The 12,016-nt window shown below is 60.6% G+C and carries 10 protein-coding genes; 5 read left to right on the top strand and 5 right to left on the bottom strand.

Annotation, left to right across the window (positions count from 1 at the left end; all coding sequences use genetic code 11):
- Nucleotides 1-79 precede the first annotated feature (79 nt).
- The 4 genes from glyQ to J5M56_RS10295 all read left to right on the top strand — a co-directional run bounded on the left by glyQ (nt 80) and on the right by J5M56_RS10295 (nt 4,440).
- Nucleotides 80-1,027 carry a glycine--tRNA ligase subunit alpha gene (glyQ, locus tag J5M56_RS10310; RefSeq protein WP_060479092.1) on the top strand — a complete coding sequence of 316 codons (948 nt, stop codon included), beginning with the start codon at nt 80-82 and terminating at the stop codon, nt 1,025-1,027.
- Nucleotides 1,024-3,075 carry a glycine--tRNA ligase subunit beta gene (glyS, locus tag J5M56_RS10305; protein WP_207936743.1) on the top strand — a complete coding sequence of 684 codons (2,052 nt, stop codon included), beginning with the start codon at nt 1,024-1,026 and terminating at the stop codon, nt 3,073-3,075. Before glyQ ends, glyS begins: the two co-directional genes overlap by 4 nt.
- 3 nt (nt 3,076-3,078) lie before the next feature.
- Complete coding sequence (gene gmhB, locus J5M56_RS10300) at nt 3,079-3,606, top strand: D-glycero-beta-D-manno-heptose 1,7-bisphosphate 7-phosphatase (protein ID WP_060479094.1); 528 nt, start codon at nt 3,079-3,081, stop codon at nt 3,604-3,606.
- A gap of 63 nt (nt 3,607-3,669) precedes the next feature.
- Nucleotides 3,670-4,440 carry a lysophospholipid acyltransferase family protein gene (locus J5M56_RS10295; RefSeq protein ID WP_207936742.1) on the top strand — a complete coding sequence of 257 codons (771 nt, stop codon included), beginning with the start codon at nt 3,670-3,672 and terminating at the stop codon, nt 4,438-4,440.
- A 167-nt stretch (nt 4,441-4,607) separates the two neighbouring features.
- Here the strand turns inward: J5M56_RS10295 and J5M56_RS10290 are convergent, their stop codons facing one another.
- On the bottom strand, nt 4,608-6,227 hold the full coding sequence (locus J5M56_RS10290) for an MFS transporter (protein WP_207936740.1): 1,620 nt from the start codon (nt 6,225-6,227) through the stop codon (nt 4,608-4,610).
- A gap of 97 nt (nt 6,228-6,324) precedes the next feature.
- Nucleotides 6,325-7,971, bottom strand: coding sequence for a GMC family oxidoreductase N-terminal domain-containing protein (locus tag J5M56_RS10285; protein ID WP_207936738.1), 1,647 nt, complete (start codon nt 7,969-7,971; stop codon nt 6,325-6,327).
- 119 nt (nt 7,972-8,090) lie between these two features.
- Between J5M56_RS10285 and J5M56_RS10280 the strand changes: the two genes are divergently transcribed.
- Nucleotides 8,091-8,978 (top strand): LysR family transcriptional regulator, encoded by an 888-nt coding sequence (locus J5M56_RS10280; protein ID WP_060480538.1) that lies wholly within the window; start codon nt 8,091-8,093, stop codon nt 8,976-8,978.
- Here J5M56_RS10280 and J5M56_RS10275 read toward each other — a convergent pair.
- From J5M56_RS10275 to J5M56_RS10265, 3 genes are read right to left on the bottom strand one after another with little or no spacing between them, the layout of a single operon-like run.
- Complete coding sequence (locus J5M56_RS10275; RefSeq protein WP_207936736.1) at nt 8,967-9,785, bottom strand: sulfite exporter TauE/SafE family protein; 819 nt, start codon at nt 9,783-9,785, stop codon at nt 8,967-8,969. The genes J5M56_RS10280 and J5M56_RS10275 overlap by 12 nt on opposite strands.
- Nucleotides 9,782-11,047 (bottom strand): FAD/NAD(P)-binding oxidoreductase, encoded by a 1,266-nt coding sequence (locus tag J5M56_RS10270; protein WP_207936734.1) that lies wholly within the window; start codon nt 11,045-11,047, stop codon nt 9,782-9,784. The genes J5M56_RS10275 and J5M56_RS10270 overlap by 4 nt, the downstream gene beginning before the upstream one ends.
- A gap of 31 nt (nt 11,048-11,078) precedes the next feature.
- Entirely contained in the window at nt 11,079-11,963 is an 885-nt protein-coding gene (locus J5M56_RS10265; protein ID WP_186476109.1) for an MBL fold metallo-hydrolase, read from the bottom strand.
- Nucleotides 11,964-12,016: the final 53 nt, after the last annotated feature.

The raw sequence follows: 12,016 nt of genomic DNA, 5'->3' as shown, positions 1-12,016 counted from the left end.
CTCCAATGAGTAGAGGGCGAAGCGAATCAGGTTATACTCCCGCTCTTTACATCCGCATCCCCAGATACAGGTGAATTTCGTGAGCCAGCCTACGCCAGCCGTGCGTACCTTCCAAGACCTGATCCTCGCCCTGCAAAACTACTGGGCCGAGCAAGGTTGTGTGGTGCTTCAGCCCTACGATATGGAAGTAGGCGCCGGCACTTTCCACACCGCTACCTTCCTGCGCGCCGTGGGTCCAGAAACCTGGAACGCCGCCTACGTGCAGCCAAGCCGTCGCCCTGGCGACGGGCGGTATGGCGAAAACCCCAACCGCCTGCAGCACTATTACCAGTTCCAGGTGGTACTCAAGCCCAACCCTGCCAACTTCCAGGAGCTGTACCTCGGCTCCCTGAAAGCCATCGGCCTGGACCCGCTGGTCCACGACATTCGCTTCGTCGAAGACAACTGGGAATCGCCGACACTGGGCGCCTGGGGCCTGGGCTGGGAAATCTGGCTGAACGGCATGGAAGTCACTCAGTTCACCTACTTCCAGCAAGTCGGTGGCATCGAGTGCTACCCAGTCACCGGTGAAATCACCTACGGCCTCGAGCGCCTGGCCATGTACATCCAAGGCGTCGATTCGGTCTACGATCTGGTTTGGGCCGATGGCCCGTTCGGCAAGGTCACCTATGGCGACGTGTTCCACCAGAACGAAGTGGAGCAGTCGACCTACAACTTCGAGCACGCCAACGTCGAGAAGCTGTTCGAGCTGTTCGATTTCTATGAAAGCGAAGCCAACCGCCTGATCAAGCTGGACCTGCCGCTGCCGACCTATGAAATGGTCCTGAAGGCCTCGCACACCTTCAACCTGCTGGACGCTCGCCGCGCCATCTCGGTAACCGAGCGTCAGCGTTACATTCTGCGTGTTCGTACCCTGGCCCGGGACGTGGCGCAAAGCTATCTGCAAGCCCGTGCACGCCTGGGCTTCCCGATGGCTACCCCTGAACTGCGTGACGAAGTGTTGGCGAAGCTGGAGGCTGCACAATGAGTGCTCAAGATTTCCTGGTAGAACTGGGCACCGAAGAGCTGCCACCCAAAGCCCTGGCAAGCCTGGGCGATGCCTTCCTGGCAGGCATCGAGAAAGGCCTGCAGGCTGCTGGCCTGAACTACACCGGCAAGCTGGTTTATGCCGCACCGCGCCGCCTGGCCGTATTGATCCGCCAGCTCGACGTGCAGCAGCCTGACCGCAGCATCAACATCGACGGCCCACCCATGCAGGCGGCCTTCAAAGACGGCGAGCCTACTCAGGCTGCCTTGGGCTTTGCCAAGAAGTGTGGGGTCGAGCTGGCCGAAATCGACCAGAGCGGTGCCAAACTGCGCTTCTCTCAGCATATCCCGGGCAAGGCCACCGCCAGCCTGTTGCCGACCATCGTCGAGGACTCGCTGAACGACCTGCCGATTCCCAAGCGCATGCGCTGGGCCGCCAGCCGTGAAGAGTTCGTGCGTCCCACCCAATGGCTGGTGATGCTGTTCGGCGACCAGGTTGTCGATTGCACCATCCTGTCGCAGAAGGCCGGCCGCGAATCCCGTGGCCACCGCTTCCACCACCCGCAGAATGTGGTCATCAGCGCCCCGGCCAACTACGTTGAAGACCTGCGCAAAGCCTACGTGCTGGCCGACTTCGCCGAGCGCCGCGAGCTGATCAGCAAGCGCACCGCTGAGCTGGCCATGCAGCAGGAAGGCAGCGCAATCGTGCCGCCGGCGCTGCTGGACGAAGTGACCGCCCTGGTTGAGTGGCCAGTGCCGCTGGTGTGCTCGTTCGAGGAGCGTTTCCTTGAGGTGCCCCAGGAAGCCCTGATCACCACCATGCAGGACAACCAGAAGTACTTCTGCCTGCTGGACAGCGAAGGCAAGCTGCTGCCGCGCTTCATCACCGTGGCCAACGTCGAGAGCCGTGACCCCAAGCAGATCGTGCAGGGGAACGAGAAGGTGGTGCGCCCGCGCCTGACCGACGCCGAGTTCTTCTTCAAGCAGGACAAGAAGCAGCCGCTGGAAAGCTTCAACGAGCGCCTGAAGAATGTGGTGTTTCAGGCGCAACTGGGCACTGTCTACGACAAGGCCGAGCGAGTGTCCAAACTGGCAGCGTTCATCGCCCCGCTGATTGGCGGCGACGCTCAGCGCGCTGGCCGTGCCGGCCTGTTGTCCAAGTGTGACCTGGCCACCGAGATGGTCGGCGAGTTCCCTGAAATGCAGGGCGTTGCCGGCTATTACTACGCGCTCAACGACGGTGAGCCCGAAGACGTTGCCCAGGCCCTGAACGAGCAGTACATGCCGCGCGGTGCTGGCGCCGAGCTGCCGCAGACCCTCACCGGTGCAGCGGTTGCCATCGCCGACAAGCTCGACACCCTGGTCGGCATTTTCGGCATCGGCATGCTGCCCACCGGCAGCAAAGACCCGTATGCCCTGCGCCGCGCCGCACTGGGCGTACTGCGCATCCTGATCGAGAAGCAGCTGGACCTGAACCTGAGCGCCGCAGTGGAATTCGCGGTCAAGCAGTTCGGTGCCAAGGTCAAGGCTGCAGGCCTTGCCGAGCAAGTGCTGGAGTTCATCTTCGACCGCCTGCGCGCACGCTACGAAGACGAAGGCATCGACGTTGCAACTTACCTGTCGGTGCGTGCTTTGAAGCCGGCTTCGGCCCTGGACTTCGACCAGCGCGTACAAGCCGTACAGGCCTTCCGTAAGCTGCCTGAAGCCGACGCACTGGCTGCCGTGAACAAGCGGGTGTCGAACCTGCTGAGCAAGGCCGAAGGCTCCATTGCCGAGCAGGTCGAGCCCAAGTATTTCGACAACGCCAACGAGTTCTCGCTGTACTCGGCCATTCAGCAAGCCGACCAGGCCGTGCAGCCGATGGCAGCGGCCCGCCAGTACAGTGAATCGCTCGCCCGCTTGGCGGCTCTGCGCGACCCGGTTGACGCCTTCTTCGAGGCGGTGATGGTCAACGCAGAAGACGCCAAGGTACGTGCCAACCGTTACGCCCTGCTCAGCCGCCTGCGCGGCCTGTTCCTGGGTGTGGCCGACATTTCGCTGCTGGGGTAAGCCTTGAAACTGCTGATTCTCGACCGTGACGGGGTGATCAACTACGACTCCGACGCCTACATCAAGACGCTGGAAGAGTGGGTTCCGATCCCTGGCTCGGTCGAGGCCATCGCGCAGTTGAGCAAGGCGGGCTGGACGGTGGCCGTGGCCACCAACCAGTCTGGCATCGCCCGTGGTTATTACCCGCTGACCACGCTCGAAGCCATGCACGCGCGACTGCGCGAACTGGTGGCCGAGCAGGGCGGTGTAGTGGGCCATATCGTGTATTGCCCGCATGGGCCAGACGAGGGCTGCGACTGCCGCAAGCCCAAGCCTGGCATGCTGCGGGCGATCGCTGAGTATTACCAGGTGAACCTTGAGGGCGTCTGGTTCGTTGGCGACAGCAGCGGTGACCTTCAGGCTGCCCTCGCTGTCGGTGCCCAACCTGTGCTGGTCAAAACCGGCAAGGGTGAGCGGACTCTGGAAAAAGGGGTCCCGCAAAACACACTGATTTTCGACGATCTGGCAGCTATCGCCAGAGCACTTATTTAAACAATGATGCGCCTTTGGGCGTATTTTCCCAGGCGGGCATGACCCGCAACGGTACTTGCCACTATGTCGATCCTGCAGGCGATCAGAATCTTTCTTTTTTACCTGCTGCTGGGCACCAGTTCGCTGCTGTGGTGCACCCTGAGCTTTTTCGTCGCGCCGTTTCTGTCGTTCCCCAAGCGCTACAAGTTCATCAATGTGTACTGGTGCCGCTGCGCACTGTTCCTGGCGCGCACCTTCCTCGGTATCAACTACAAGGTCAGCGGTGCCGAGAACGTGCCGGATGAGCCCTGCGTGATCCTCTCCAACCACCAGAGCACCTGGGAAACCTTCTTTCTCTCCCAGCATTTTTCGCCGCTGAGCCAAGTGCTCAAGCGCGAGCTGCTGTATGTGCCGTTCTTTGGTTGGGCCATGGCCATGCTAAGGCCCATCGCGATCGACCGAGATAACCCCAAAGAAGCCCTGCGCCATGTTGCCAGCAAGGGTGACGAGTTGCTCAAGCAGAAAACCTGGGTGCTGATCTTCCCGGAAGGGACCCGAGTGCCATTCGGCACAGTGGGCAAATTTTCCCGGGGTGGTACCGCCCTGGCGGTGAATGCTGGGCTACCCGTATTGCCAATTGCCCACAACGCTGGGAAGTTCTGGCCCAAGACAGGCTGGGGCAAGCGCTCTGGCACCATTGAGGTGGTGATCGGCGAGCCGATGTACGCTGAAGGCACAGGGCCACGGGCCATCGCTGAGCTCAATGACCGCGCTGCCGCTTGGAACGAAGCCACCCAGCGAGCCATGGGCTCCCTGCCGCCAGCTGAGGAAAAACCGCAGCAACAGATGGCCTGACCTTCTGTGGATAACTTGTGTACAGTTTGTTCGTGAAATGCTTGTTTTATACGCTAAGTGATTGAATTAACTATTTATTTCCAGAGCTAATGATTTCAGTTCGAACGTGCATAAGTTTTTTAGGGCATGAAAAAACCGGCTTTTAAAGCCGGTTTTTTTATCCCTCATCAAACCTTGTCGATATCCACGTCCTTGGTTTCCTTGAGACAGAATATTCCCACCACCAAGCTGATACCGGTCACCAGCACCGGGTACCAGAGCCCATAGAAGATATCCCCGGTATACACCACCAACGCGAACGAAACGGTGGGCAGGAAGCCACCGAACCAACCGTTGCCGATATGGTAGGGCAGCGACATCGAGGTGTATCTGATCCGCGTTGGAAACAACTCCACCATCACCGCCGCCAAAGGCCCATAAGTCATGGTCGCGATCAGGATCATGGCGACGATCAGCACCACCACCATCACTTGGTTGACCTGTGCTGGGTCTGCCTTGGCCGGGTAGCCTGCCTGCTCGATCGCGGCGCGCATGGCTGTTTCATCGAAGCCATTGATGGTCTTGTCGCCGATGTTCACCACAACATCGCTGCCAGCTACGCTTACCGAGCTGTAAGGCAGCCCCTGTTTGACCAAGAAGGTCTTGACCTTGTCACAGGGGCTGTCGAAGCGGGCCTTACCGACCGGGTCGAATTGGAAGGTGCAGCCTTGTGGGTCAGCCGTTACCACAATGGGTGCCTGGCGGCTGGCCGCATCGATCTGCGGGTTGGCGTAATGGCTCAGCGCCTTGAACATAGGGAAGTACAGCACCGTGGCCAGCAGCAGGCCGAGCATGAGGATCGGTTTGCGCCCGATTCGGTCGGACAGCCAACCAAAGAACACGAAGAACGGCGCGCCGATCACCACGCTGATGATCAACAAGGTGTTGGCCTGAGCCGGGTCCATCTTGAGCATCTGGGTCATGAAGAACAGCACGTAGAACTGAGCGGTATAGAACGTTACGGCCTGCCCAGCGTTGATACTGAATAACGCTGTGAGTACGACTTTGAGGTTGGGCCAGGAGGTGAACGACTCGCGGATCGGCGACTTGCTGACCTTGCCCTGGGCCTTCATTTTCACGAACGCCGGCGACTCATGCATGCTCATGCGGATCCAGGTGGAAATCGCCAGCAAGATAATCGACAGCAGGAACGGCAGGCGCCAGCCCCAAGTTTCAAACTGGTCACCGCTGATATAGCGGCTGCCCAGCACGACCAGTAGTGATAGCAACAGACCCAGCGTAGCCGTGGACTGGATGAAGCCTGTGTGGAACCCACGCTTACCGGGTGGCGCATGCTCAGCCACATAAGTGGCAGCACCACCGTATTCACCACCCAGCGCCAGCCCTTGCAGCATGCGCAACAACACCAGAATGATCGGCGCCGCGATGCCGATGCTGGCGTAAGTGGGCAGCAGGCCAACGGCGAAGGTGGACAGCCCCATCAGTACGATGGTTACCAGAAAGGTGTACTTGCGCCCGATCATGTCGCCCAACCGGCCAAACACCAGCGCACCAAATGGCCGCACCAAAAACCCGGCGGCGAATGCCATGAGCGCAAAAATGAAGGCCGTGGTGTCGTTCACCCCTGCAAAGAACTGCTTGCTGATGACGGCAGCCAACGCCCCATAGAGAAAAAAGTCATACCACTCGAAAACCGTCCCGAGGGATGACGCGAATATGATCTTGCGTTCTTCCCGGCGGCTGGTAGTAGCTGCCGCTGTACCCTGCTCTTGGATGTAATCCGACATCGTTGCTGTCCTCGGCCCGCAGGCCACAGTGATTATTCTTGTTGTTCCACTGCCGGCAGCTTGTGACCGCGAGCTGCCGCTGTTGCACCCTCCTGGGTCAAGGGGTCGGTACTGCGTCTTGGTTCAGGTTGGTTTGGGTGGCCGCTCCTTTAAGGATCAGTTGTGCCGCCTTTTCAGCGATCATCAAGGTGGGGGAACAGGTATTACCCGACGTGATGTACGGCATGATCGAAGCATCGGCTACACGCAAACCCGGAATGCCGTGCACCCGCAGTTGGTTATCCACAACGTCCAGTGCGCCGCTGCCCATTCGGCAGGTGCCTACCGGATGGAAGATGGTAGTACCGATTTTGCCAGCCGCTTCGAACAGCGCTTCATCGCTTTGCAGGTCTGGCCCGGGCAAATATTCCTTGGGGTCGAACATGGCCAGGGCAGGGGCCTGGACGATGCGCCGAGTCAGGCGGATAGCGTCGGCAGCAACCCGCAGATCCTCGGGCGCACTCAAGTAGTTAGGGTTGATCACAGGCGCGCTGTTCATGTCTGCACCGCCGATATCGATGCGCCCGCGGCTGACTGGGCGCAGGTTGCACACCGAGGCGGTAAACGCCGGGAACGCATGCAGCGGCTCGCCGAAACGCTCCAGCGACAGCGGCTGCACGTGATACTGCAGGTTCGGCGTGGCCTGCTCCTGGCTGGAGCGCACGAATGCGCCCAACTGGCTCGGTGCCATGGCCAGCGGGCCACTGCGGTCATAGAGGTAGCGTAGACCCATGCCCAACTTGCCCCACAGGCTATTGGCCATCTGATTCAGGGTACGCGTGTTGCGGATCTGGTAGATCAAGCGCAGTTGCAGATGATCCTGCAGATTGCCCCCTACGCCAGGCATATCGTGGCGCACAGCGATGCCCAACTGCTCGAGCAATTTACGCGGGCCGATACCGGAGCGCTGAAGAATGCCGGGTGAGCCCACAGCACCTGCACAAAGAATGATCTCGCGACGCGCAGCAAATTCATGCCAGGCGCCTTGCCAGAATGCCTTGACCGCACGTGCGCGGGTATTGCCCAACAACACTTGGTCTACCTGCACCCCAGTGAGCACCGTAACGTTCGGGCGATCTTTGATGGGCCGCAGAAACGCTTTGGCGGCGTTCCAGCGCACACCGCTACGCTGGTTGACCTGAAAGTATCCACAGCCTTGGTTGTCGCCGGTGTTGAAATCGTCGATCTTGCCGATGCCGCTTTGCTCGGCAGCATCGCGAAACGCGTCCAGGATGGGCCAGCTGTAGCGCTGACGCTCGACCCGCCACTCACCCTCTGCACCATGGTGCTCGCTGGCGCCGGCATGATGGTTTTCAAAGGCTTTGAACAACGGCAGCACATCGTTCCACGCCCAGCCGTCGTTGCCTTGGTCGGCCCAATGATCGTAGTCGGCGGCCTGGCCACGCATGTAGATCATGCCGTTGATCGAAGAGCAGCCGCCGAGCACTTTGCCCCGTGGGTAGCCCAGGGCACGGCCGCCCAGACCAGTTTGTGCTTCGGTCTTGAAGCACCAATCGGTGCGTGGGTTACCGATGCAGTAGAGGTACCCGACGGGGATGTGGATCCATGGATAGTTATCGCGCCCACCCGCTTCGAGCAGCAGCACGCGGCAGGAAGGGTCGGCAGACAATCGGTTGGCCAGCAGGCAGCCGGCAGGACCAGCACCTACGACCACGTAGTCGAAGACAGAATCGGCTGATGGCATCTGTAACCTCGCGCCTGATTTTTATTCTTGTTCCGAATCATCTTAGTGAGTAATTTCGTCTTGGGAACACGAGATTTCGCGCAGCCGTTGTGCGTTTTAGCACAGCCATAAGGATCAGCATGTTCGACTGGAACGATCTGCGGTTTTTCCTCGAGTTGCAGCGCAGCGGCCGCCTGCTTACCGCGGCCAAGCGTCTCAACACCACTCACAGCACTGTTGCGCGGCATATCGAGAGCATCGAGAGGAGCCTGGGCACACCCCTGTTTGTGCAGCACGCGCAAGGCTACGAGCTTACCCCGGCGGGGCAGGCGCTGCTCAAGCATGCCGAGGCCATGGAGAACGTTGCTCTGCTGGCGCAGGAAGAAATCACCCAGGCCATCGCGCCCCTGGGCAAGATTCGTCTGGGGGTGACCGAAGGCATCGGCATCATGTTCTTCACCCCGCGTATGAACGAACTATTCGCCCGTTACCCAGGGTTGGAAGTGGAGTTGGTGGCAGTACCGCGTTTCGTCAGCATCCTCAACCGCGAGGCCGAAATCAGCATCCATCTGGAGCGGCCCAACGCCGACTTGCTGATCACCCGCAAGCTCACCGACTACCGCCTGGCGCTGTATGCAAGCCAAGCCTATCTGGACCGGGCGCCACCCCTGCGTAACCGCGAGGACCTGGCCCGGCATAGCTGGATCGGCTACGTCGACGACCTGCTGTTCAGCCAGGAACTGCTGTTTCTCAACAGCTTCTGTCGCTCACCGCACGTGGTATTTCGCAGCACCAGCGTAATAGCCCAGCAAAGCGCTGCCCGCGCAGGGCTGGGCATCGCCGTGCTACCCAACTACATGGCGCGCCAAGACCCAACGCTGGTGCGCGTTCTGCCCAGCGAAACCATCCAGCGCAGCTATTGGATCTGTACCCGCCGAGAGTTGCACAAGTCGGTGCGCCTGCGCGTGGTTTGGGACTACCTGTTGGCACTGTGTGCGGCGCAACAGCATGAACTGCTAGCCCCATAGCGCCTTGACGGCCAACAGCAGGGCGGCCAGCCAGCCGGCAACGGCGAACATTTGTTGCAGGCGCGGCCCAGCAATGCGAGTGGCCAAGGGCCTGGCCAGCAGCAGCCCGACCACGGCACCGACAGCGAAAGGTGCGCCGATACCCCAGTGCATGACCCCGGCCAGGCTGGCGCTGACCACGCCGCCGATCGATACCAGTGCGATAACGGCAAGGGATGTCGAGACGATGCTTTTCATGCGCAAGTTGGTATAGCGGTTCAATGCCGGAATGATCACGAAGCCTCCACCCACTCCCAGCAGGCCAGAAAGCAAGCCGGACGTCGCCCCGGTCAATGCCAGGGCGCGCGCGCAGGGTAGCGTCCAGCGCAGGCGACCCTGCAATGGGTTCAGCACGCAAGGCTCAATGTAGCGATGGGCTTCATTGCCCTGGCCGCGCAGGGCGCCGGCCGCCTTGCGCCATATGCGTAGGCAGGCATAGACCAATACGGCGGCGAACACCAACGCCAAGGGTGTATTGGGCAAACGGTGGGCCAGCATCAGGCCCAATGGCGCTGCCGCAATACCGATCACGGCGATGAACAGCGCCGCGCGATAACGCACCAACCCCTCGCGTAAACCCAGAAGCGCCCCCACTGTTGCCGCCAATCCGACGGCCAGTAGGCCGATGGGTGCGGCCTCCACCATCGACAAGCCCAGGCCGAATACCAGCAGCGGCACTGCCAGGATGCCACCCCCAGCACCGGTAAGCGCCAGCACGGCACCAATGATCGCGCCCAGGCCTGCGCCCAGCAGTTGCTGTTCGATCACTGCTCAGCCTCGGCTTTCAACGGTTGCGGGCGGGCCAACCACTCACGGCCTCTGAGCATCGCCTGCCAGTACAAGGGCGGCAAGACCCGCGCCTTGAGTAGCCAGGCCAAGCGTGATGGCTGGCGTCCATCGAGCAACCAGCGGGGGAAACTCGGCGCAAGCTTGCCACCATACGTGAATTCAGCCAGCACGATCTTGCCGCGTTCTACGGTCAACGGGCAGGAGCCGTAGCCGTCGTACTGGGCCAGGGCAGGCAACCGGCCGAGGGCCACCAGCACGTTGTTGGCCACCACGGGTGCCTGCTTACGGGCGGCCGCGGCGGTTTTAGCATTGCTGGTGCTGGCCACGTCACCCAAAGCGTGGATATTGCCGAACTGGCGATGGCGCAGAGTATGGGGGTCGACATCGACCCAGCCGGCAGCGTCGGCCAGGGGGCTTTGGCGAATGAAGTCTGGGGCAACTTGTGGAGGAACCACGTGTAGCATGTCGAAGGTTTCGCTACGGGTTTCGCTGGTGCCGTCGGCAAGCGTACGCATGAAGGTGGCACGCCGGTTGGAGCCATCCACGGCTACCAGGCGATGGCTGTAATTGAGGTCAACGCCATACTTGTCGATATAGGCCATCAAGGCTGGGACATAGTCCGGCACGCCGAACAGCACGCCTCCAGCATTGAAAAAGCTCGCTTTAACATGGCCGAGCCGTCCGTTGCGCAGCCAGTGGTCGCAGGACAGATACAGCGCCTTTTGTGGTGCCCCTGCACACTTGATGGGCATCGGTGGTTGGGTGAACAGAGCGCGCCCTTGCTTGAGCGTTTGCACCAGCTCCCACGTATAGGGAGCGAGGTCGTAGCGGTAGTTGGAAGTGACGCCGTTGCGGCCAAGGGTTTCGCTGAGCCCCTCAATGGCGTCCCAGTCCAGCTTCAGGCCTGGGCAGACCACCAGTTGTTCATAACTGATGGCACGACCCGTTTCAAGGCTGACCAGCTGGCGCTTGGGGTCAAAGCCCTGAACCCGCGCCTTGATCCAGCGCACGCCGCTCGGGATAGCTGAAGCCATGGTCCGGGCAGTGCTCGGCGCGGTGAATACACCAGCGCCAACCATGGTCCAGCCCGGCTGGTAGTAATGCACATCGGCAGGGTCGATCAGGGCGATGTCCAGTGACGGGTCACGGGCGATCAAGCTTGAGGCGGTAGCGATACCGGCGGCACCGGCACCGACGATGACCACTTTATGGTGGTCTGCATTGGCAGGCATGGCAGTCAATCCTGAGAATTCTTGGTATGGGGCAGGGCGGTCACAGCGTGTTCAGCGGGATCTTCAGATAGCTCACGCCGTTTGGTTCAGGTTCGGGGAGCTGACCTGCGCGCATGTTCACCTGCACCGATGGCAGGATCAGTACCGGCATCTCGAGGGTTTTGTCGCGCGCCTCACGCATGACGACGAAGCTGTCCTCATCGATACCCTGGTGAACGTGGATGTTGCTGGCGCGTTGTTCGGCCACGGTGGTGACGTACTGCATCGCACGCCCGCCCGGCAGGTAGTCATGGCACATGAACAAGCGCGTCTGATCAGGAAAAGCTAGCAAGCGGCGGATCGAGCGGTACAAGGTACGGGCGTCGGCGCCGGGGAAGTCGCAGCGGGCGGTGCCATAGTCAGGCATGAAGAGCGTATCGCCAACGAACAACGCACACTCGCCAGCGTCCGCCACCATGAAGCTCATGCAGGCCGGAGTATGCCCCGGTGTGTGCAGCGCACGGGCCTGCAGATTACCGATGCAGAACCCTTCTTCGTCTTCGAACAGCACATCGAACTGGCTGCCATCTCGGGCAAAGCCTGGCTCTGCATTGAACAGCGTGCCGAAGACTTTCTGAACCTGAGTAATGTGTGCACCGATGGCCGTATGCCCTCCCAGCTTGCCCTTGAGATAAGCCGCTGCCGAGAGGTGATCGGCATGCACATGGGTGTCCAAAACCCACTGCACCTTAGCATTGAGCTGTTGCACACGTTCGATCAGACGATCCGCCGAAGCAGTGCTGGTGCGCCCTGACTTGGGGTCGTAGTCCAGCACACTGTCGATCAGTGCGCATTGCTGGGTTGCCCGGTCCATGACCAAGTAACTGATAGTCGAAGTCGCCTCGTCGTAGAAGGCGTCCACGTGAAGGTTGTTGCCGATGATCATCACGCTCTCCAGGTAGTCTGTCAGGCGCTGTACACGCCAAAACAGTTGAAGGA

The organism is Pseudomonas sp. 51_B (assembly GCF_017491595.1).
Taxonomy (GTDB): Bacteria; Pseudomonadota; Gammaproteobacteria; order Pseudomonadales; family Pseudomonadaceae; genus Aquipseudomonas; species Aquipseudomonas promysalinigenes.
The sequence above is the reverse complement of the archived record's forward strand: the minus strand, read 5'-3'. Positions and strand labels throughout refer to the sequence as shown.